This window comes from Lentzea sp. NPDC054927 (genome assembly GCF_053610285.1).
In genome coordinates this window covers 19,448-38,716 of the sequence record NZ_JBSGXZ010000030.1, presented here as the reverse complement: position 1 = coordinate 38,716, position 19,269 = coordinate 19,448, and the positions used below count along the sequence as shown (strand labels likewise).

Annotated in this window: 24 protein-coding genes; 14 read left to right on the top strand and 10 right to left on the bottom strand. The window is 68.3% G+C overall.

Annotation, left to right across the window (positions count from 1 at the left end):
- The first annotated feature begins 38 nt into the window (after positions 1-38).
- Positions 39-1,001 carry a sensor histidine kinase gene (locus tag ACWGE0_RS31000; RefSeq protein ID WP_452264444.1) on the top strand — a complete coding sequence of 321 codons (963 nt, stop codon included), beginning with the start codon at positions 39-41 and terminating at the stop codon, positions 999-1,001.
- Positions 998-1,603, top strand: a complete 606-nt coding sequence (locus tag ACWGE0_RS30995; protein WP_452264443.1) for a response regulator — start codon at positions 998-1,000, stop codon at positions 1,601-1,603. Before ACWGE0_RS31000 ends, ACWGE0_RS30995 begins: the two co-directional genes overlap by 4 nt.
- Here the strand turns inward: ACWGE0_RS30995 and ACWGE0_RS30990 are convergent.
- Positions 1,600-3,069 (bottom strand): ester cyclase, encoded by a 1,470-nt coding sequence (locus ACWGE0_RS30990; protein WP_452264442.1) that lies wholly within the window; start codon positions 3,067-3,069, stop codon positions 1,600-1,602. The two genes, ACWGE0_RS30995 and ACWGE0_RS30990, sit on opposite strands and share 4 nt — an antisense overlap.
- A gap of 78 nt (positions 3,070-3,147) precedes the next feature.
- Between ACWGE0_RS30990 and ACWGE0_RS30985 the strand changes: the two genes are divergently transcribed.
- Positions 3,148-3,819 carry a TetR/AcrR family transcriptional regulator gene (locus ACWGE0_RS30985; protein WP_452264441.1) on the top strand — a complete coding sequence of 224 codons (672 nt, stop codon included), beginning with the start codon at positions 3,148-3,150 and terminating at the stop codon, positions 3,817-3,819.
- Here ACWGE0_RS30985 and ACWGE0_RS30980 read toward each other — a convergent pair.
- On the bottom strand, positions 3,792-4,124 hold the full coding sequence (locus ACWGE0_RS30980; protein WP_452264440.1) for a hypothetical protein: 333 nt from the start codon (positions 4,122-4,124) through the stop codon (positions 3,792-3,794). The two genes, ACWGE0_RS30985 and ACWGE0_RS30980, sit on opposite strands and share 28 nt — an antisense overlap.
- A gap of 65 nt (positions 4,125-4,189) precedes the next feature.
- Between ACWGE0_RS30980 and ACWGE0_RS30975 the strand changes: the two genes are divergently transcribed.
- Both ACWGE0_RS30975 and bla read left to right on the top strand, forming a co-directional pair.
- Positions 4,190-5,020 carry a phosphatase PAP2 family protein gene (locus ACWGE0_RS30975; protein WP_452264439.1) on the top strand — a complete coding sequence of 277 codons (831 nt, stop codon included), beginning with the start codon at positions 4,190-4,192 and terminating at the stop codon, positions 5,018-5,020.
- An 88-nt stretch (positions 5,021-5,108) separates the two neighbouring features.
- The gene (gene bla / locus ACWGE0_RS30970) at positions 5,109-5,990 is read left to right on the top strand and encodes a class A beta-lactamase (protein WP_452264438.1); all 882 of its coding nucleotides are present in this window, start codon (positions 5,109-5,111) and stop codon (positions 5,988-5,990) included.
- Here the strand turns inward: bla and ACWGE0_RS30965 are convergent.
- Positions 5,983-6,372 (bottom strand): GyrI-like domain-containing protein, encoded by a 390-nt coding sequence (locus tag ACWGE0_RS30965; RefSeq protein WP_452264437.1) that lies wholly within the window; start codon positions 6,370-6,372, stop codon positions 5,983-5,985. The two genes, bla and ACWGE0_RS30965, sit on opposite strands and share 8 nt — an antisense overlap.
- Before the next feature lie 104 nt (positions 6,373-6,476).
- Between ACWGE0_RS30965 and ACWGE0_RS30960 the strand changes: the two genes are divergently transcribed.
- Genes ACWGE0_RS30960 through ACWGE0_RS30950 form a run of 3 tightly spaced genes read left to right on the top strand, consistent with a single transcriptional unit; the run spans position 6,477 to position 10,506 of the window.
- Positions 6,477-8,174, top strand: coding sequence for a cellulase family glycosylhydrolase (locus ACWGE0_RS30960; protein WP_452264436.1), 1,698 nt, complete (start codon positions 6,477-6,479; stop codon positions 8,172-8,174).
- A 27-nt stretch (positions 8,175-8,201) separates the two neighbouring features.
- The gene (locus ACWGE0_RS30955; protein ID WP_452264435.1) at positions 8,202-9,098 is read left to right on the top strand and encodes an NAD-dependent protein deacetylase; all 897 of its coding nucleotides are present in this window, start codon (positions 8,202-8,204) and stop codon (positions 9,096-9,098) included.
- A complete protein-coding gene (locus ACWGE0_RS30950; RefSeq protein WP_452264434.1) occupies positions 9,076-10,506 on the top strand; it encodes a DUF4419 domain-containing protein in 1,431 nt (476 codons plus the stop codon). Before ACWGE0_RS30955 ends, ACWGE0_RS30950 begins: the two co-directional genes overlap by 23 nt.
- Here ACWGE0_RS30950 and ACWGE0_RS30945 read toward each other — a convergent pair.
- Together ACWGE0_RS30945 and ACWGE0_RS30940 are read right to left on the bottom strand one after the other, a co-directional pair.
- Positions 10,503-10,859: an RNA-binding S4 domain-containing protein gene (locus ACWGE0_RS30945; protein WP_452264433.1), complete on the bottom strand. Its 357-nt coding sequence runs from the start codon at positions 10,857-10,859 to the stop codon at positions 10,503-10,505. The genes ACWGE0_RS30950 and ACWGE0_RS30945 overlap by 4 nt on opposite strands.
- 34 nt (positions 10,860-10,893) lie before the next feature.
- Positions 10,894-11,202: an STAS domain-containing protein gene (locus tag ACWGE0_RS30940; RefSeq protein ID WP_452264432.1), complete on the bottom strand. Its 309-nt coding sequence runs from the start codon at positions 11,200-11,202 to the stop codon at positions 10,894-10,896.
- Here ACWGE0_RS30940 and ACWGE0_RS30935 point away from each other — a divergent pair.
- The 5 genes from ACWGE0_RS30935 to ACWGE0_RS30915 all read left to right on the top strand — a co-directional run bounded on the left by ACWGE0_RS30935 (position 11,177) and on the right by ACWGE0_RS30915 (position 15,749).
- The gene (locus ACWGE0_RS30935; RefSeq protein WP_452264431.1) at positions 11,177-11,569 is read left to right on the top strand and encodes a nucleotide disphospho-sugar-binding domain-containing protein; all 393 of its coding nucleotides are present in this window, start codon (positions 11,177-11,179) and stop codon (positions 11,567-11,569) included. The two genes, ACWGE0_RS30940 and ACWGE0_RS30935, sit on opposite strands and share 26 nt — an antisense overlap.
- Positions 11,570-11,689: 120 nt before the next feature.
- Positions 11,690-13,357 (top strand): peroxidase family protein, encoded by a 1,668-nt coding sequence (locus tag ACWGE0_RS30930; protein ID WP_452264430.1) that lies wholly within the window; start codon positions 11,690-11,692, stop codon positions 13,355-13,357.
- A gap of 58 nt (positions 13,358-13,415) precedes the next feature.
- Entirely contained in the window at positions 13,416-13,877 is a 462-nt protein-coding gene (locus ACWGE0_RS30925) for a hypothetical protein (protein ID WP_452264429.1), read from the top strand.
- Positions 13,878-13,949: 72 nt separating this feature from the next.
- Positions 13,950-15,179, top strand: coding sequence for an MFS transporter (locus ACWGE0_RS30920; RefSeq protein ID WP_452264428.1), 1,230 nt, complete (start codon positions 13,950-13,952; stop codon positions 15,177-15,179).
- Positions 15,180-15,212: 33 nt separating this feature from the next.
- Positions 15,213-15,749, top strand: coding sequence for a hypothetical protein (locus ACWGE0_RS30915; RefSeq protein WP_452264427.1), 537 nt, complete (start codon positions 15,213-15,215; stop codon positions 15,747-15,749).
- 3 nt (positions 15,750-15,752) lie between these two features.
- Here ACWGE0_RS30915 and ACWGE0_RS30910 read toward each other — a convergent pair whose 3' ends face one another.
- The 5 genes from ACWGE0_RS30910 to ACWGE0_RS30890 all read right to left on the bottom strand — a co-directional run bounded on the left by ACWGE0_RS30910 (position 15,753) and on the right by ACWGE0_RS30890 (position 18,182).
- Entirely contained in the window at positions 15,753-16,343 is a 591-nt protein-coding gene (locus ACWGE0_RS30910) for a nitrile hydratase subunit alpha (RefSeq protein WP_452264426.1), read from the bottom strand.
- Positions 16,336-16,602: an SH3-like domain-containing protein gene (locus ACWGE0_RS30905; protein WP_452264425.1), complete on the bottom strand. Its 267-nt coding sequence runs from the start codon at positions 16,600-16,602 to the stop codon at positions 16,336-16,338. The genes ACWGE0_RS30910 and ACWGE0_RS30905 overlap by 8 nt, the downstream gene beginning before the upstream one ends.
- On the bottom strand, positions 16,595-16,846 hold the full coding sequence (locus ACWGE0_RS30900) for a hypothetical protein (protein ID WP_406601542.1): 252 nt from the start codon (positions 16,844-16,846) through the stop codon (positions 16,595-16,597). The genes ACWGE0_RS30905 and ACWGE0_RS30900 overlap by 8 nt, the downstream gene beginning before the upstream one ends.
- 1 nt (position 16,847) lies before the next feature.
- Complete coding sequence (locus ACWGE0_RS30895) at positions 16,848-17,768, bottom strand: TIGR01777 family oxidoreductase (protein ID WP_452264424.1); 921 nt, start codon at positions 17,766-17,768, stop codon at positions 16,848-16,850.
- A gap of 222 nt (positions 17,769-17,990) precedes the next feature.
- On the bottom strand, positions 17,991-18,182 hold the full coding sequence (locus tag ACWGE0_RS30890; protein WP_452264525.1) for a hypothetical protein: 192 nt from the start codon (positions 18,180-18,182) through the stop codon (positions 17,991-17,993).
- Here ACWGE0_RS30890 and ACWGE0_RS30885 point away from each other — a divergent pair.
- Positions 18,177-19,163, top strand: a complete 987-nt coding sequence (locus ACWGE0_RS30885; RefSeq protein ID WP_452264523.1) for a DUF222 domain-containing protein — start codon at positions 18,177-18,179, stop codon at positions 19,161-19,163. The two genes, ACWGE0_RS30890 and ACWGE0_RS30885, sit on opposite strands and share 6 nt — an antisense overlap.
- The last annotated feature ends 106 nt before the right edge of the window (positions 19,164-19,269 follow it).

Genomic DNA, 19,269 nt, shown 5'->3' with positions numbered 1-19,269 from the left:
GACCCGCGCGACCTGCGCGTTCGCCTACAGTCGCCGACGTGTGGCTGCACCGGGCGATGCACGCGGGCTTCTACGTGCTGTTGACGGCGTCGGCGGCGCGGTACGTCGCGTACCACGGCGCCGACGTCGTGGTGCTGGGCCTGGCTCTCGCGCTGGGGCTCGTCTATCCCGCCGGGGTGCGGTGGACGCGGGCGTTGCCGGCCGGGCTCGCCGTGTGGCTGGTGCTGGTGTGGCTGGCGCCGAGTTTCGGGTGGTGCGCGATCCCGTTGTTCTTCCAGTGCCTGCGGCAGCTCAGGCCGCGGGTGGCGCTGCCGATCGCGGCCGTGCTGACGTTCGCGGTGGTGCTCGCGCAGATCCGGCTGGCGGCGACGTTCGACTTCTCCCTGGTGCTGGGTCCGGTCGGGGTCGCGGTGCTGACGGCGGCGGTTTTCTTCGACCGCGCGCGGCTGTTGCACGAGGCCGGGGTGCTGGAGGAACGCCAACGGCTCGCGCGCGAGATCCACGACACGCTCGCGCAGGGCTTTTCCAGCATCAACCTGCTCCTGGAGCTCGGCGAGACGGACCGTGCCGCCTCGGTCGCGCGGGAGAACCTCGCCGAGGCGCGGCGGTTCGTGCGGGATCTGTCGCCGATCCGCGGCACGCTGGTCGACGCGCTGCACCGGTTGTGCTCGCACGTCGAGGTGGACGGAGAGCCGTATCCGTTGAGCGTGCAGACCGAGGTGGCGCTGCTGCGGGTCGCGCAGGGTGCCGTGGCCAACGCTTCCGAGCACGCGGCGGCATCACGAGTCGCGATCACGTTGTCCTACCTGGGAGACGCGGTGACGCTGGACGTCGTCGACGACGGCCGTGGCTTCGACCCGGCGGGTGTCACGCCGGTGGAGGGCCGCGGGTACGGGCTGGCGTCGATCCGCGGGCGCATCGCGGAACTAGGTGGCACTGTGTCGGTGGAAAGCGCGCCGGGGGAAGGGACCGCTGTGGCCGTCACGGTGCCGACGCCATGAGGGTGCTGGTGGTCGACGATCACCCGGTGGTCCGGTTCGGGCTCGTCGGGTTGCTGTCGCGCGACTTCGAGGTGGTGGAGGCGGCCACCGGCGAGGAGTCGGTCCAGCTTGCGTCCACTGTGGACGTGGTGCTGATGGATCTTCAGCTGGGCAAGGGAATCGACGGCGTCGAGGCCACCAGGAAGATCCGCGCGCTGGAGAACCCGCCGCAGGTCGTGGTGCTCACGACGTACGACTCGGACGCCGACATCGTGCGTGCGGTCGAAGCGGGCGCGATCGGTTACCTGCTCAAGGACTGCGTGCCCGAGGAGCTCGCCAAGGCCGTGCGGACGGCGTCGACCGGTCAGACCGTGCTGTCCCCGGACATCGCGCAACGGTTGCTGCGTCAGGTCCGCGGCCCCGCGCCGAAACTGAGCAAGCGCGAGGTGCAGATCCTCGAGAACCTCGCCAAGGGCATGTCGAACCGGGAGATCGCGAAGGCGCTGTTCATCAGCGAGGCCACCGTGAAGACGCACCTGGTGCGGATCTTCGCGAAGCTGGGCGTCGAGACCCGCACGGCGGCCGTGACGACCGCCGTGGAACGCAAGCTGATCCGGCTCTAGAACGCCGGCGGCGTCGTGTTGGTGAGACGCGGATCCGGCTGGCTGCCGGACATCGCGAGCATGCCGCGCAACACCTGCAGCAACTTCCGCAGCCCGCTCGGCTTCTTGCGATCGATCCCGCCGATCACCTGCTTCAGCACACTCAGCTGGTCGAAGTAGATCCGCTCGGTCACGAGGTTCTCGTTCTCGTCGAAGATGAAGTACGCGTTCATCCGCGTGCGGTGCTTGCCGCCGGTGGCCGGGATCTTGCCCAGCGGCCCGAGGTGCGTGCCGAGCAGCCAGAACTCGACGATCACCGCGTCGACGCTGTGCCGGAACGAGATCAGCTCGTGGTGCTGGTCGGGGAACGCCACCCGCGTGTCGGTGTAGTACCGCCGGACCGCGTCGTCCCCGTCGTGGACGACCATCTGCGCGATGATCTCGTAGTGGGGATGCGGGAACGTCGACAGCGTGGCGTCCCAGTCGTGCGCCACCTCGTCGCGGAAGTGGTCGAGGACGAGTTTCTCGCGCGCCTGCAGGACCTCTTTGGCGGGCAGGGTGAATCGGTCGGACATGATGCTCCTTTGTGGACAGCCCTCAGTGCGTGATACCGCGGTGGCTGAACGTGGGCGTTGTGCGGGGGTTCGTCCAGGCGCCGGTGAGTTCGCTGGAGGGGAAGAACTGCACGAACCGCGAGTCCGCCGTGCTGCGGTCGGCGAGCGTCTTCTCCAGGATGATCGAGTTGTACTGGTCCGCGGTGGTCTCCACGGTGTTCGCGTTGAGCACGACCTCCTGCTGCCGAACACGTGCCCCGGCGTCTTGATCACCGCGACGCCCGGCCCCAGCACGACCGATCCGTCGATCGGCAGGAAGGACTCCGGGGACAGGTCCCGGTAGGTCGACGGCTGGTACCAGGGCTTCTGCAGCGGGTGCAGTTCGCGCAGGGCCGCCAGTTCGTCGCGTTGCACGATCACCTTGGCGTTCGGGAAGTACGGTGTGGCACCGATCCAGCGCCGCAGGTCGTGGGTGTGCAGGTGGTCGAACATCAGGTAGTCGACGTTCTCCGGCGCGATCCCGAGCCGTTCGAGGTGGCCGGGCACGGTGCCGTGGACCTTGACCATGCGCCGTTCGACCACGTCCGGCGTCCGGCCTGACAGGTCCCCGAAGTACGGCGTGTACCGGCCGTACTCGTGGTCGCTCGGCTCGAACAGCAGGATGCGCTCGCGGCCGTCGTCGTGCCAGCGGATCACCAGCATCCGGTTCGTGATCGACAGGAACGGCGCGATCGCCCGCGATGCCCTGAACAGGCCGAACCGGGTCGGATACGGCAGCGTCACCAGGTCGCGCGTGACGATGCCGTCCGGCGTGCCGGTCGTGGTGAACTCCCGCCGGAACGCCTCGCCGCGTTCACGCACGACCCGCAGCCGCGCACCGGGGCCACCGTCGACGTCCATGTTGTCGAGCGTGTCGATCCTGGTGAAGCTCATCGTCCCTCCGATACCCACACCGTGGGTTAATTCGAGGCTAAACCCACACCGTGGGCATCCGCAAGGCACAATGGCGGGGTGACCGAACCCCGCCGAGGCCGCCCGCGCACACCGCTGCTGTCCCGTGACTCGATCGTCGCGGCAACGCTGCAGGTCATCGACGCGGAAGGCGTGACCGCGGTGGGCATGCGGTCAGTCGCACGGGCCTTGGGCGTGGACGCGAAGAGCCTCTACAACCACGTCGACGGCAAGGACGCCCTGCTCGACGCCGTCGCCGAACAACTCCTGGGCGGCCTGGTCCTGCCCGCCCCCACCGGCGACGCCCGCCGCGACCTGCACGCCATCGCCGACAGCTTCCGAACAGCCGCCCTGGCGCACCCACAGGCCGCTCCACTGGTGCTGACCCGCCAACTGGCCTCGCTGGAAGGCCTCGCGCCGGTGGACGCGGTGCTGTCGGTGTTGCTCGGCGTGGGCGCCTCACCGCAGGACGCGGTGCACCTGCTGCGGATGCTCCTCGCGACGTTGATCGGCACGCTGCTGCGCGAGGTGTCGGCGGCTCCGACGTTCGGGAGCGACGACGGGGCACGCCGGGCCGCGCTGGAGGCGTCCGGGTTGCCGGCGGTGGCGACGACGGCGGCGCACCTCGTGGAGTTCGACCGCGGCGCCGAGTTCGAGTACACGGTGGACCTGGCGATCACCGCGGTGCTGGACCGCCTCGAACCTCAGCGGTCCGGGTCCAGGTCCTCGTAGAGGCCCTGCACCAGCCTGCCGGTCAGCTCGCCTCCGGACGTCTCGATCAACGCCCAGCCCGGCAGGCCGGGATCGTCGTCGCCGGGGTCGTCCAGGAAGTAGAGCGCCGAGTGCAACGCCTCGAAGGCGACCATGCGCGCAAACGCCCGCAGGTCGTCCGGCGACGCCCCTAGTGCTTGGAGACGTTCGCGGGCGGCCTCGCCGTTCTGGAAGGTCGGGCCGGGACCGTGCTCGTCGATGATCGACCACATCCCGTGCAGGAAGCGGAACCTGGCCGCCTGCGGGATGTTCTCAGGGTCCGCCATGGTGCACAGCATGCCGGGTGATCTTCGAGCAGCGCGTTGGGCCGAACGGCGGCAGACTGCGCGGCGTGAACCTCCGACGGTGGCCCGTGGTCGCGGCATCAGGCTTCGTGTTCGCGGCGATCGTGTACGTGCTCGCGGTGCTGACCAGGGCCGGGCAGACGATCGAGAACGCGGCCCTGCGCGGCGCGGACCAGGACAACGTGTCCGAAACGGACGCCGCCTGGACCGCGCTGGGTCAGATCACCGTCTACTCGCTGGCGGCGGCGGTCGTCGCGGTGGCACTTGTCGGCGTGCTCAGGAAACGCTGGGACCTCACCATCGCGGCCGTCGGCGTGATCGTCGCCGGCCAGCTCGTCGTGCAGGCGCTCAAGCGGTTCGTCCTGCCGCGGCCGGGGCTGGTCGAGGTCACCGGCGACTACGCGCACAACAGCCTCCCGAGTGGACACACGACGATCGCGATGACCGTGTTGTTCGCGGCGATCATCGTGGTGCCGTGGAAGTGGCGCGGTGTGATGCTGTTCTTCGTGCTGCCGTGGGCGACCGCGATCGGGCAGTACACGCTGACCGCGAAGTGGCACCGGCTCAGCGACACCCTCGCCGCCGACGGCATCGCGCTGGCCGTCGCGGCCCTGGCGTCCTGGTGGCTGCAACGAAAAGGATCTCTCCAGCCCTACACCGGACCACGGCGCGTCGGCCGGGTCGTGCTGGTGGTGTTCTGGTCGCTGATCGCCGCGGGAACGCTCGCACTGGGCGGGATCCTGTGGGGCTTTTCGCTGGCCCAAGAGGGTCTCCACGCGGACGAGTGGGTGATCTACCTGGGCGCCGGCACGTTCGCGTCGGCCGGGTCGCTGCTCGCGGCGCTCACTTTTCTCGCATGCTGGCGCAGAGTCCACTGAGACGTCCCCCGGCAACATCCACTGGCAACCAGTTGATCTCTCGTACGTCCTGACTTGTGGAGAGGTTTCCAAAGAAGGGGACAGGACGTTGAGTGTTAACCGACGTGCGGTGCTGGCTTTGGGCGCTGGAGCAGCGCTGGCCGTGGCCGTGCCCGCCACGGCACAGGCCGCACCGCTCACCGGCAAGCTGCGCGACCTCGAACAGCAGCACAACGCGCGCCTCGGCGTGTTCGCCACCGACACGGGCACCGGTCGCACGGTGCTGCACAGGGCGGACGAGCTCTTCCCGATGTGCTCGACCTTCAAGACCATCGCGGCTGCGGCCGTCCTGCGCCGCGACCGGGACGGTTCGTTGCTGCACAAGGTGATCTGCTACACGCAGGAGGACGTCACCAAGTCCGGCTACGGCCCGATCACCGGCAGGCCCGAGAACCTCGCGAACGGCATGACGGTCTCGGCCCTGTGCGAGGCGACCATCACCTACAGCGACAACTGCGCGGCGAACCTGCTGCTGCGCGAACTCGGCGGCCCCACGGCGATCACCCGGTTCAGCCGCTCGATCGGCGACCCGGTCACGCGCCTGGACCGCTGGGAACCGGAACTGAACTCGGCCGAACCGGGCCGCACCACCGACACCACGTCGCCGCGCGCCATCGGCCAGAGCTACGCGCGACTCACCCTGGGCCACGCCCTCGACCGCGCCGACGCCGACCAGCTGACGAACTGGTTGCTGGCCAACACGACCGGCGGCAACCGGGTCCGCGCCGGGCTGCCCGCGGCGTGGCGGTGGGGCGACAAGACCGGCACCGGCAAGTACAGCACCACCAACGACGTCGGCATCGCGTTCCCGCCCGGCCGCGCGCCGATCGTGATCTCCGTGCTGTCGACGAAGAAGGACACGCCGGAGGGCGGGGCCGACGAGCCGTTGGTGGCCAAGACCGCCGCGCTGATCGTGTCGGCGCTCAGCTGATCGGCACCCAGAGTTCCACGACCGTGTGGCGGCGGTAGAACTCGACGAGCGGCCTGGAGGAGTCCCAGGGCCCCAAGGCTTTGAGCTCCTCCATGGCCGGTCCGACCTGCCCGTACAACTCTGGCGGCTCGCCCTCGAGCACCACGCGCCGGTACCGCCCGCCGGGCAGCACCCCGATCGGCAGTGAGAACGAATCGCCGGGCTTCAGAGGCGTGCACACGGTGTACGTCCCGGCCGTCTCGTCCACGCGCGCGTACATCTTGCGGCCGCGAAGTCCCACCAGGTTCTCGAACCACTGCCACGCCTCGCTCATCGCGGTGAGCTCGTCGGCGACGGTGTGCTCCAGCACCTCGACGTCGGCGCGGTCGATCACGTCAGCCATGCGTTCCCCCTTCGCGAGTCGAACGCTAGTCGAACGCAAATTTGTCGGCTAGCGTGTAACGCGAATCTCGTTCACGTTCCTGACAGTGGCGACAGGTGGCGGCGATGCGGCGAGCTGTTCTTCTCGCAGTCCTGATCTTCTTCTCCTCGATGATCACTCCGGCGCGGGCCGAGTCGTTCGACGGCTCCGAGCTCCGGGTGTCCGGCGGGGTGTTCCGCGACGAGCACGGGCGTGAGGTCGTGTTGCGCGGCTTCAACGTCTCGGGCACGGCGAAACTCGCCGAGTACCGCGGCCTGCCGTTCGCGAACATGGCCGACGCGCGCAAGTCGGCGCAAGCGATGAAACAGCTGACCGGCGCGAACGCCGTGCGGTTCCTGCTGACGTGGGCGTGGATCGAACCGCAGCGCGGCCAGATCGACCACGCGTACCTCGACGGCGTCACGAACCAGCTGCGGGCGTTCACCGACCTGGGGATCCGCGTCTACCTCGACTTCCACCAGGACCTGTACTCGCGGTACCTGTTCAACAAGGACAGCTGGTACACCGGCGACGGCGCACCGGCGTGGGCGGCCAGCGGTTACCCCAAGGAATCGTGCGGCATCTGCTTCCACTGGGGCCAGAACATGAAGAACAACAACGCCGTCACCGCCGCCACCTACGACTTCTGGCACAACCGCAACGGTGTGCAGGAGTCGTTCGTCAACGCGGCCGGCGAGGCGCTCAAGCACGTCAGGGAAGCCTTGCCCGCCAACGAGTTCAAGCTCGTCGTCGGCGTCGACCCGCTCAACGAGCCCTACGCCGGCAAGTACGACAGCGGCCAGACGTCGCAGACGTGGGAGCGCGACCTCCTGATGCCGTTCTACCACCGGTTCCGCGCCGAGATGGACGAAGCCGGCTGGACCTCGAAGCCCGCGTTCGTCGAGCCGCTGGTGTTCTGGAACCAGAACGTGGACTTCTTCGCCGAACCCGGCGGCCTCGCGCTGGTGCCGTCGCTGGGCGAGCGGTTCGTGTTCAACGCGCACTTCTACGACGGCAAGGCGCAGTCGGGCCTCCTCATGCCGGGCAAGGCGGGCGACGGCCAGTACACCCAGGCGTTCGGCACGATCCGCGACCGCGCCAGGGCACTCGGCACCACCTCGATCGTCTCCGAGTTCGGGCACCCGGTCGCGGGCAACACCTCCGACAAGGCCTCCTCCGTGCTCAAGGCGATCTACCAGGGTCTCGACTCGACCGCGCCGGGCGCGCGCTGGTGGTCGGCACCGCGCGGCAGCGTGATCTCGGGCAGCCAGTGGCACTGGGACACCAACTACGGCCGCCACCGCGAGCTGATGAACGACAACCCGGGCAAGGTCAAGACCGACGGCGACGCGATGAACGACGAGCACTTCTCGGCGGTCAAGCTCGACGACGCCGGCAACGCGGTGCTCACCGTCGACCGCGCGCTCGTCGACCGCGTCTACCCGCAGGCCGTCGCGGGCACGACGCTCGCCTTCACCTACGAGGACCGCGCCTACCAGACCTGGCAGCAGATCCCGTTGCCGAACGTCCGCACGCTGGTCGGCTCGGCACCGTTCGCCGTGCTCGTCTGGGACTCCACCGGCGGCTCCGCGCCGACCGAGGTGCACCTGCCAGCGTCGCTGCGCTCGCCGCTGGTCGTGAGCTCGGCGCCGGCCACGGTGGACGGCGACAAGCTGCTGCTGCGCGGAGGGCCCGGCAGGCAGTTCGCACTGGTCACGGCGGCATCGGGAGGGAACACGGTGGCGGCGGAGGCAGAGCTGCGGCAGTGGTACCAGAGCTGGTGACTTGCAGGTGAAACGTAAAGTGGCACTGTGCGAACAAGGCCCACTCTGACCTGGTCGCCTTCGGGCCCGTCGCTGCCGCGCACCTCCACCCTGACCGACGTCGTCCCGATCGTCGCCGACGGCGGGGTGCTGGTGCTCAGCGGCGCGGGCCTGTCCACGGAGTCCGGCATCCCGGACTACCGCGGTGAGGGCGGCTCCCTGCGCAAGCACACCCCGATGACCTACGAGGAGTTCACGACCAGCCAGGCCGGGCGGCAGCGCTACTGGGCCCGCAGCCACGTCGGCTGGCGCACCATCGCCCGCGCGCACCCCAACGCTGGCCACCACGCCGTCACCCGGCTCACGCCGATGCTGTCCGGCGTCATCACCCAGAACGTCGACGGCCTGCACCAGGCCGCGGGCACCCAGGACGTCGTCGAGCTGCACGGCGGCCTGGACCGCGTGATCTGCCTGGACTGCAGGCTGCTCTCGCCCCGGATCGACCTGGACCGCCGCCTGCGCGAGGCCAACCCGGACTTCGCCGCGACGACCACCGAGATCAACCCCGACGGTGACGTGTTCCTGCCGGAAGACCAGGTCCGCGGCTTCGAGGTGGTCGGCTGCGTCGAGTGCGGCGGCGTGCTGAAACCGGACGTCGTGTTCTTCGGCGAGAACGTGCCGCGCCCACGCGTCGAGCAGTGCTACTCGCTCGTCGACAACGCCCGTTCGCTGCTGGTCCTCGGCTCCTCGCTGACGGTCATGTCGGGCCTGAGGTTCGTGCGACGCGCTTCGGCGGCCGGTCTGCCCGTCGTGATCATCAACCGCGGCGAGACCCGAGGCGACCCGTACGCGTCCTGTCGAGTCGACCTGCCGCTCGGAAAATCGCTCACTGAACTGGCTGATGTCGTTCTACAGTCCGGAAATGGTGACCTTTCCGGTCGATGACGTCACGCCGGTGACCGACGCGCTGCCCACCCGCCCCGTCGCCGATCTGTTCCCCGCGGCGCTGGCCGTCGGAGGCGGCGCGCGGGTGCTGAAGCCGAACGGCGTCCACCCGCTGCTGCACGCGGTCGGCAAGGCGTTCGGCGAGCATCGGCCGGTGGTCCTGTCACCGGACGCGGTGTGGCTGACGATCGCGCGGGGCATCGCCGAGCACGTGAAGCTCAACGCCGAGGAACTGCGGCCAGTCCTGGCCGGCCACGAGGGCAAAGCGGTCCTGGCCGTGTCGTACGGTCCGGGCGACACCTGGGAACAGATCGTGGAGCGATTCGCGAAACAGATCGGCGACACGATCTTCGAGTGCGACTTCAGCACGAGCACCGAGGTCGAACGCCTGGCAGGCCGTGTCGCGATGCTCGACGCCTACTCACCCTACTTCGGGTACTGGATGGTCGGCATCTGCGGCATCCCGTCGATCACCCTGACCGGGACGCCGGACGACTGGCGCCGGATCCGCGCCCGCGTCGACGACCTGCCGCGGTTCGGGCTGGAACACTGGTGCCGCTCGCTGGCGCCGATCACCGACGAGTTCGTGCGTGCCGCCGAGGGCAACGCCGACACCGCCTTCTGGCAACGGATCTACAACCCGGTCGACGCGTACGGCGGTGAGATCGTCACCGGCTGGGTCACGCGTTTCTACCCATACCTGGACCACGGCCGCGAAGGCGCCGTGCCGAACCCGATGCTGGACCTCCCGGTCGGCGAGCCACGTGAGAGCACCGACCAAGGCATCGCCACCGACAGCGTGCTCGCCACGTTGTGCCGCGTGGTCATCAACGTCAACGATCGCAGTGACATCAGCGCGGTCGCCCTGGACGCGGGCCTGGTCGGCGTCGCCCAGCACGAGGACGGCGCGCTGGAACCCGTTGCGGGCTGGGCGCTGGTGCCGTCACCTCCCGGCATCGAGGCGGTGCTGAACCGCGTTGTGGCCGAGCACGAGTGGGAGCCTCCCGGTCCTCGCAAGGAGCGCACGTTCCTGCGCGGACACGAGATCACCGTGCACCACGAGGTCCAGGGCAGCGGCGAGCTGATCGCGCTCTACCAGCGCATCGGCACGGCGTCGCTGCACGGTGGTGCCTGGCGGGTGCGCGCGTACGGGTCACATGGCGAACGCGTCGGTCACTATTACGTGCAGGTCGTGTTCGACCTCGCGGACGGTCGGCTCGCCGGCGAGATCGGCGACTTCCGCACCGGCCTGAGCCACTGGGTGATCTTCCGCCCCGGCGACCTCCCGGCGGACGTCCCGGTGCTCGGCACCTCGCTCGCGATGCTGCTCGAATCAGTGCTCGACCACGGCGACGTCGCGCATTTGGAGACGATGCGCCTGTCCAGACTGGAGATGAGCTACGACTAGTTCTGAGCCCGGAACTGGTCCAGCACGCGCCGCTCACGCTTCGTCGGCCGCCCCGCACCCCGGTCGCGCCGAGCGATCGGAGCCTCCACCGGTGGCGGGGGAGTGCGGTCGATCAGGCACGTGGCCGCGTCCGCCGCGCCGACCCGCTTCTGGATCACCCGGACGACCTCGACGATCCACGTCTTGTCGTGCACCCGCACGCGGACCCGATCACCGGGCACCACGGTCGCCGAGGCCTTCACGGGCTTGTCGTTGATGCGCACGTGGCCGCCCTTGCACGCCGCCGCGGCGTCCGGGCGGGTCTTGGTCAGCCGGACCGCCCACAACCAGCGGTCGATGCGCGTGGACTCCACCCCACCATCATGGCACGGTGTGTTCCCGACGGTCTCAAAGCTCCACTGTGGACTGAAGCCCGAGCATGCGCGCCAGCCCTGCCAGTTCGAGCACCCGTGTCACCTGAGGCGATGCGGCGGACAACCGCAGCCGACCGGCGGCGGCCGAAGCGCGCGCATGTCCGCGCACCAGGGCGCTGATCCCGCTGGAGTCGCAGAACGTGACGCCGGCGAGGTCCAGCACGACGTAGCGGTGGCCTTTCTCGAGGAGGCGGTCGAGCCGTGTGAGCAGTCGCTCCGAGCCGGATCCGGCGAGTTCACCGGTGACGGTGAGAAGGGTGGAGGCAGGCGACGACTCGGTCACCGTGACTTCGAGCATTTCGCAGTGGTACCCAGCCGCCGCCGCCCCGAAACGCGGTCGGCTGACCGGATCGGAAGTTGTCCGGCCGCACGCCGGCTACAGCGGCGTGCGGGAGGCGTTGACCGCGGGCGTGCCGATGGTGTGCCTGCCGTTGTTCGCCGACCAGCCGCGCAACGCCGCGCGAATTCAAGATCTGAAAGCGGGAATCCAAGTGGCCGTGAAAGATCTTTCCGCCGCTGTTCTCGCCGAACGCGTCCAGCACGTGCTGGATACCAAGACTTACTGTGACACAGCTGTGAGTTTCGCCGCGGAGATGGCCGAGCTGCCGGTTTTCACGAATATTCCGGACCACCTCGTATCCGCTGTGTGACGACGTTTTGGTTGTGGCCAAAAGCTTCGACGGTATTTTCGTCCGTATGGAGACTGGCGGTGGGGCAGGTGCTTGTTGGGGAGAACAGGTTGCCTGATACAGGGGAATACAGGGGGATATATGAAGAGGCACGTGCGCGACAGTTTCTTCGTCGTGGGCGAAGGTGTGCTGGAATTCGACGGCAAAGGTGAGGCCACCACGCGTCAGCCCTCCACGGCGGAGGAGTTGCGCAGGTTCCGGTTCTCGCGACTGGGACCGAAGGGCCCGCGAACGGACGAGGCGTTGCGCGAGGCGCTCGCGCTGGCGATGACACCGTCCGGCGCGCAGCCCGACTCGGAGAACCCGGCCGTCCCGGCGGGCTTCACCTACCTCGGCCAGTTCGTCGACCACGACCTGACGATGGACCGCACCGAGTCGCAGCTCGGCCAGGACGTCAACGTGGACGAGCTGATGCAGGGCCGCTCGCCGGCGCTGGACCTCGACTCGGTCTACGGCCGCGGCCCGCGCGACAAGGACGACCAGGTCTTCTACGCCGAGGACGGCGTGAAGCTCAAGATGGGCACCACTTCGCCGCTGGGGCCGGAGTTCCCTCCGTTCGAGGGCTTCGACCTGCCCCGCCGCGGTGGGACCGCGGGCACGGCGGCCGATCGCCGCGCGCCACTGATCCCGGACGCGCGCAACGACGAGAACCTGGCGATCGCCCAGACGCACCTGGCGTTCATCCGCTTCCACAACCGCGTGGTCGACGAGCTCGCGCTCACCGGCCTCACCGGTGACCGGCTGTTCCGCGCCGCCAAGGAACTCGTGGTGCGGCACTACCAGTGGATGCTGAAGACGGACTTCCTGCCGCGCATCATCGATCCGGCGATCGTGGACGACGTCTTCACCAACGGCCGCAGGTTCTTCGAGGTGCCCGGCGACTGCCACGGCCGGGACAACACCCCGACGATGCCGATCGAGTTCTCGGTCGCGTCCTACCGGCTCGGCCACAGCATGATCCGCGACGCCTACCAGTGGAACCGCGTGTTCAACACGACCCAGGGCATCGCGGGAACGCTGTTCCTGCTGTTCGTGTTCACCGGCACCGCGGGCAACTTCGATCCCAGCTCCGCCGTGCCCGACCTGGACGACGTGAACAGGGGGAACACCTTCACGTTGCCCAGCAACTGGATCGCGGACTTCCGCCGCCTCTACGACTTCACCGAGGCGGACCGGGACGACCTGGTGCCCCCGGCGGAGTTCGGCGGCGGCAACCTCACCAAGCGGATCGACTCGCTGCTGGTGGACCCGCTGCGGCAGCTGCCGGCCGGCACGTTCGGCGGCCGCGGCACGCAGTTCCCGGAAATCCAGCGCAACCTCGCGTTCCGCAACCTGACCAGGGCGAACATGATGGAACTCGCCACCGGGCAGCAGATCGCGGAGCTCTTCGGGGTCGAGCCGCTCACCGCCGAGCAGATCCTGGTCGGCAACGGCGGCGCGAACCTGGACGCGCTGACCGAGGAGCAGAAGGCGCAGCTGGTCGAGGCGACGCCGTTGTGGTTCTACGTCTTGCGCGAGGCGGAGGTCGGCAACGGTCTGATGGGCCCGGTCGGTGGCCGGCTCACCGCCGAGGTGTTCCACCGGGCCATCGAGGGCAGCCGGATCTCGATCGTGCGTTCGCCGTACTGGCGGCCCACGCTCGGCCCGGACTCCAGCACGTTCCGCATGGTCGACCTGCTGCTGTTCGCCTTCGAGGGCAAGGCCGACCTGCTGAACCCGCTCGGGGACCCGGCACAGCCCAGCAGCTGATCTCCCTCGCTCCTCCTGTCTGGCTGGGTGGTGGCAGCCAGACAGGAGAGGGAGATCGATGTTGAGTCCAGAAACCACACGCCGCGAGAGCACGGAGGAACGCGTCACCCGTTTCGCGAGTGACGCCGGAATTCCGCTGCTGCGCATTGGACTGGGGGTCGTGTACCTCTGGTTCGGCGTGCTGAAGCTCTTTCCCGGTGGCAGCCCTGCCCAGGATCTCGTCGAACGCACGGTTTCCGCGCTGACGTTCGGGATCATCCACGGGGATTTGGCCAGACTGAGTTCCGCGATCCCCGAAATCGGGATCGCACTGGTTCTGCTGAGCTTCCGCGCACCACGATTGTGCGCGGTCCTGCTGATCGGTCACGTCGTGCTGGTGTCGACACCACTGGTGTTGTTCCCCGGCGAGATGTGGGCCGGTCCGCTGCAGGCGTCATTCGAAGCCCAGTACATCCTGAAGAACCTGGTGACCGTCGCCGCCGCGGTGGTCATCGCCTCATCGCATCCGAGGGTGCGGTGACCGGGAGCCGCTCGATCCCAGGTCGGGCGGCTCCCGGCAATTCGACTTGAACGCGGCGGTACGGTGCGATCCATGGGGGGATCACTCGCGCCTTTGGCGCGTCCAGCTTTCCGCTGGCTGCTCGCGGCCAGGGTGACGACCATGTCCGGCAATGCGATGGCGCAGATCGCGCTGGTGTTCGCCGTGCGGGACGTGACGCAGTCGGTGACCACGCTCGGCATCGTCGTGGCGGCGCGCTCGATCGCGAACGTGCTGTTCCTGCTGTGGGGCGGTGTCGTGGCGGACCGGCTGCCCCGCCAGTTCGTGCTCGTGGGCTCGTCCACCGTGTCCGCGGCCAGCCAGGCACTGCTCGCCGTCCTGGTGCTGACCGGGTCGGTGTCCATCCCGGCGTTCGTCGTGCTCGCGGTGGTGAACGGCATGTCGAGCGCGTTCTCGTTCCCCGCTTCCGCCGCTCTCGTCCCGCAGACCGTGCCCGTGGAGCTGCGGCAGCGCGCCAACGCGTTGCTGCGCCTCGGCCTGAACTCGTCGATGATCGCGGGTGCGTCGCTGGGTGGCCTGCTGATCGCCTTCGCCGGTCCTGGCTGGGGTCTCGCGGTCGACGCGTTGTCGTTCGCGCTGGCAGGCTTGTGCTTCGCGTTCGTGCGCGTGCCCGCGGCCCGTGTGGCCGCCGAGCACAAACCGGGCGTGCTGTCCGAACTGAGGGTCGGCTGGACGGAGTTCGTGTCGCGGCCCTGGGTGTGGATCGTGGTGGTGGCCTTCTTCCTCGTCAACGCGGCCTACGCGGGCGGCACGATGGTGCTCGGCCCGGTGCTCGCGGACACCGTGATCGGACGCGAGACCTGGGGTTTCGTGCTGGCCGCGCAGACGGCGGGCATGCTCGCCGGCGCGTTCGTGGCGCTGCGGCTCAAAGTCCGCCGGCTGCTGTTGTTCGGCTGTGCGTGCGTGGCGGCGTTCGTGGGCCTGCCCCTGACCCTCGCCCTGCACCCCGAACCGTGGTTGCTCATGGTCGCGGCCTTCGTGTGCGGGCTGTGCATGGAGCAGTTCGGCGTGGCGTGGGAGACGTCGCTGCAGCACCACGTGCCCGCGGACCGGCTCGCGCGGGTCTACTCCTACGACATGCTCGGGTCGCTGGCGGCGGTTCCGCTCGCCCAGCTGGTGGTCGGTCCGGTGTCGGGCGCCGCGGGGATCACCGCGACCCTGCTGGGCTGCGCGACGATCCAGGTGGCCGCGACCCTGTTCATGGTCGCTTCACGGTCCGTGCGCTCGGTAGAGAACCTTCCATCGGTTCAACCGGTTCACTGATCTGCGTCGCGTCGTTGTGCGAGAGTGGTTCGCATGGGGAGAGTGCTGGGGGCGCTGATCGTGTTGCTGCTGTGTGCGGCATGCGGGACCGAAACACCGCCGCCGCCGGTGCCGACGAGCCTGCCGCCAGCCGGGCCGTGCCGGGTCGAGGAGAAGGTGCCGGAGCCGGTGGTGCAGACGGTTCCTCCGGCGCAGCCAACGGGTGGGGCGACTCCGGACGTGGCTCCGCACAACGCCGAGAACAACCGCTGGAAGCAGCGCAAACCGTTGAACGCCAAGGGTGTCCAAACGGGACGCGACACGATCGCACGGGTCCGGCCGATCCTGGAGCGGGTGTGCGGGTCGGGCGACTTCTCGGTCGACGCCACCAAGAAGGCGCTGGACGGGTACGAGACGTACGTGATCCGGCCGGACGAGCAGGAGGCATTCGTCGGGTTCACGATCACCGTGTCGAACGGGCCGACCGAACGCGTGACGTGCGTTCTCGGTGACCTGAAGCCCGGTCTGGTGCGGATCTTCGTCGACGGCACCACCGGTGAAGGTGGCTGCTACGAACCGAAGTCGCACTGACCTTCAGATCGCCGCCGTGCCGATCAGCCCGTTGCGCGTCACCCGCGTCGCGAGCTCGTCCTCGGTCAGGTGCTCGGTGTTCTCAGGCCTGCGCGGCAGCACCATGTACCGCGTCTCGGCATTCGCGTCCCACACCCGGATCTCGGTGTCGCCCGGCAGCGTGAACCCGAACTGCTCGAGCACCTCGCGCGGATGGCTGACCACCTTCGAGCGGTAGGCCGTGCTCTTGTACCAGGTCGGGGACGGTCCGAGCAGCGCGATCGGGTAGCAGCTGCAGAGCGTGCAGACGACCACGTTGTGGATCTGCGGGGTGTTCTCGACGACGAGCAGCCGTTGCACCTGAAGTCCGCCGCCCATCGACAACCCGATCGCTGGCAGCGCGTCGTTCGCGTTGTCGAGCAGCTGTGCCCTGAACTCGGGATCGACCCAGGCGCGTGCCACGACCCGGAACCCGTTGGCGGACGTGGCCTTGTGCGCGAACGCCTCCAGCGCGCGGTCCAGTTCGGCCGCGTCCAGCAGTCCCTTCTCCTCGAGGATCGCTTCCAGCTCCCGGACGCGCGCGGCGATGGGGGAGTCGTCGTGGTCGTCACTCATCGCTGAGGTAGTCCTCCCAGAGGGACAGCGTCACGTTGTGGTCGCCGTGTCCGAACAGTTCCCGTGCGGTGAACCGCACCAGGTAAACCGGCTGTGGTCGCTCGATTCCGCGCGATCGCAGGTCTGCCAGCGGATGCACGCCGTCGCTGCCGACCACCACGCCCACCCGTCCGCGCACGTAGCCCGGCAGCCGCGTGTGATGGTCCGGGTCCACAGTGGACGTCCGGACGCGGTCACCTGTCGCGTATCGGTCAGACATGGCCCTTCTCCCGCAGCAACGTCTGAATCCCGCGCAACCAGTTCTCGTAGTACGACGACTCGTGCGACATCGTCCGCTCGACCGCGTCCCGGAACTCGTCCAGGTTGTAGACACCGCGTCCGATCAGCGCCCGGTTCATCGCGAAGACGTGTGCCTCCCAGTCCGCGTGGAACATCGGCTCGTCCAGCTCCTCGAGCACCGGTCCGAACCCGTCCTGCCCGCCGACGTCGTTGATCCTCGGCATGTCACCTCCTGCGCTCAGCCAGATTCTGCGCTGCTTCCCGCCAGTTCGGGAAGTGGAACTCGAAACCGGCCTCCCGCAACCGCCCCGGCACGACCCGGCGGCTCTTGAGCAGCAACTCGGTGTCGCTTCTGATCACGAACGCCCCGATCTCGGCCATCCACGACGTCGCGGGCAGCCCCGCCGGGACACGCCAGGCCCTCCGCAGCTCACGCATGAAGTCCTTCTGCGGCACCGGGTTCGGCGCCGCGAGATTCACCGCGCCCTCGATCGGTTCCCTGATCAGCAGCGCGATCGCCCGCACGAAGTCGTCGTCGTGGATCCACGACACGTACTGCCGCCCGCCCGCGATCGGTCCGCCGAGCCCGAGCCGCGTGAGCCACGACAGGTAGTCGAACACACCACCCTTGTCCGGGCTCATCACCATCGCCGCCCGCAGTGCGACCTTGCGGGTCCGCGGTGTGTCGGCCTCGTTCAGCTCCGCTTCCCACCGCTTGGCGATCTCGACGCTGTACGCCCAATAGCCCGGCACGTCCCTCTCGCGACCGCCGATGATCCCGGTTTCCTCGTCGTTCGCCGCGTCGAACCGGTGTGCGTAGATCGTCGCGGTGCTCATCTGCAGCCAGACCGGCGGTGGGTTTTCGGCTTTCGAGATCGCCTGGCCGATCACCCGTGCGGAGTCCACTCGTGAGCGCATCATCTGTTGCAGGTTCTCGGCGGTGTACCTGCAGCTCACGCTTCTGCCTGCCAGGTTGATCACCACGTCGGCGCCGTCGATCTCGGATGCCCAGTCGCCCAGCGTGCTGCCGTCCCAGCGGACGCCGGTGCTTCGGCTGATGATCACTACCTCGTGGCCTGCTGCGGTCAGGGCTCGGTGCAGTACGTTGCCCACCTGGCCGGTGCCACCTGGGATCACGATCTTCATGTTGCTCGACGTTAGTCCTGGCTTGCTGAGAACTTGCGGCTGCGCCGACCCGGCACATGCCCTCCTTCGTCGGGCGTGTGCCGGACCGAATTTCTGTGGTCATCTTGGGTAAGTGGTTGCGGGGCGTGGACCATTTGCGTGCGTCGGGTTCCGGGGGCGTGGGTGGTTGCTAGGTGCGGGTTGCGTTGTCGGGAAAGAATTTGTCACTCGATCGTGTAGCGCTTAGCCCCCTTTGACGTTTTTGATCACGAATAGAATGGCGGTATGGAAGCGGTCGAGGTTCTCGATGCTCTCGCCTATCATCAGAAACAAGTTGCTTATCATCAGGCTCAGGCCATTCGCGTGCTCGCTGATTACGCTGTCGCGTGCGCTGGTGATGAGTTCTTCGACGCTGAGATCGCGGCGGCGATGCACTGGACTTCACGCTGGACCACCGACCAGGTTCACATGGCGGTGGAGCTGGCGAGCAAGTTGCCGCAGACCCTCGACGCGTTGGAGAAGGGCGAGATCGACCTCTACAAGGCCCGTGTGCTGTACGAACGCACGTTGCCGTTGACGGCGGATCTGGCCGCCGAGGTTGAGGAACGGGTGCTGGTCAAGGCGCCGGAGCAGACCGGTGCGCAGATGCGGCAGCTCACCAACCGGGTGGTGATGCGTGTCGATCCCGAGGGACACAAGGCGCGGGCCGAGGAGCGCAAGAAGCAGCGCTGCACCGGCATCGACTCGTTGGAAGACGACATGGCCAGGATCTGGGCGTTCCTGCCCGCGCACCTGGCCGCCGCCTGCTCCGCCCGCGTCGACGCCATCGCCCAGCAGGTCAAGACGCCGCAAGATCCGCGCACGCTCGACCAGGTCCGCGCGGACGTGTTCGCCGACCTGCTGCTCGCCACCCCGGACAAGGCCAGTGCCGTCAAAGTCGAGCTGTACGTGACCGTCTCCGCCGCGACGCTGATGGGCTTGTCCGAACAGCCCGGCGAACTCGCCGGCTACGGCCCCATCACCCCCGGCCTGGCCCGCGAACTCGCCGGTGACGCCACCTGGCGCCGCCTGCTCACCGACCCCACGACCGGCGAAGCGCTGGAGTTCGGCACCAGCACCTACCGCCCACCCGCCGCGCTGCGCAGGTTCGTGTGGGCCCGAGACCGCACCTGCCGCTTCCCCGGCTGCATGCGCCCCTCGCACAAGTCGGAACTGGACCACACGGTCCCATTCCCGCTGGGCAGCACCTCAGCGGACAACCTCGGCGCGTTCTGCAAACGCCACCACCGCGTAAAACACCGCTCAGCCTGGCAAGTGAGCCAACCAAAACCAGGCCGTTTCTGCTTCAAGAGCCCAGCCGGAAAAACCTACCAACGCATCCCAGAACCAGTACTGGGCGACCCACCACCCTTCTGATCAAGAATGGTCTTTCAATCGCAACTCGCACCTGGCGACCACCAACGCAATCCGCACCATTCGCATGCAACTGGTCCACGCCCCGCAACCACCCAAGCACGGTGAC

Coding starts and splice junctions, on each gene's coding strand:
- ACWGE0_RS30995 (WP_452264443.1), top strand. CDS start 998: ATGAGGGTGCTGGTGGTCGACGATCACCCGGTGGTCCGGTTCGGGCTC.
- ACWGE0_RS30990 (WP_452264442.1), bottom strand. CDS start 3,069: ATGAGCTTCACCAGGATCGACACGCTCGACAACATGGACGTCGACGGT.
- ACWGE0_RS30980 (WP_452264440.1), bottom strand. CDS start 4,124: ATGGCGGACCCTGAGAACATCCCGCAGGCGGCCAGGTTCCGCTTCCTG.
- ACWGE0_RS30965 (WP_452264437.1), bottom strand. CDS start 6,372: ATGGCTGACGTGATCGACCGCGCCGACGTCGAGGTGCTGGAGCACACC.
- ACWGE0_RS30960 (WP_452264436.1), top strand. CDS start 6,477: ATGCGGCGAGCTGTTCTTCTCGCAGTCCTGATCTTCTTCTCCTCGATG.
- ACWGE0_RS30950 (WP_452264434.1), top strand. CDS start 9,076: ATGGTGACCTTTCCGGTCGATGACGTCACGCCGGTGACCGACGCGCTG.
- ACWGE0_RS30930 (WP_452264430.1), top strand. CDS start 11,690: ATGAAGAGGCACGTGCGCGACAGTTTCTTCGTCGTGGGCGAAGGTGTG.
- ACWGE0_RS30925 (WP_452264429.1), top strand. CDS start 13,416: ATGTTGAGTCCAGAAACCACACGCCGCGAGAGCACGGAGGAACGCGTC.
- ACWGE0_RS30920 (WP_452264428.1), top strand. CDS start 13,950: ATGGGGGGATCACTCGCGCCTTTGGCGCGTCCAGCTTTCCGCTGGCTG.
- ACWGE0_RS30915 (WP_452264427.1), top strand. CDS start 15,213: ATGGGGAGAGTGCTGGGGGCGCTGATCGTGTTGCTGCTGTGTGCGGCA.
- ACWGE0_RS30910 (WP_452264426.1), bottom strand. CDS start 16,343: ATGAGTGACGACCACGACGACTCCCCCATCGCCGCGCGCGTCCGGGAG.
- ACWGE0_RS30905 (WP_452264425.1), bottom strand. CDS start 16,602: ATGTCTGACCGATACGCGACAGGTGACCGCGTCCGGACGTCCACTGTG.
- ACWGE0_RS30900 (WP_406601542.1), bottom strand. CDS start 16,846: ATGCCGAGGATCAACGACGTCGGCGGGCAGGACGGGTTCGGACCGGTG.
- ACWGE0_RS30895 (WP_452264424.1), bottom strand. CDS start 17,768: ATGAAGATCGTGATCCCAGGTGGCACCGGCCAGGTGGGCAACGTACTG.
- ACWGE0_RS30885 (WP_452264523.1), top strand. CDS start 18,177: ATGCACTGGACTTCACGCTGGACCACCGACCAGGTTCACATGGCGGTG.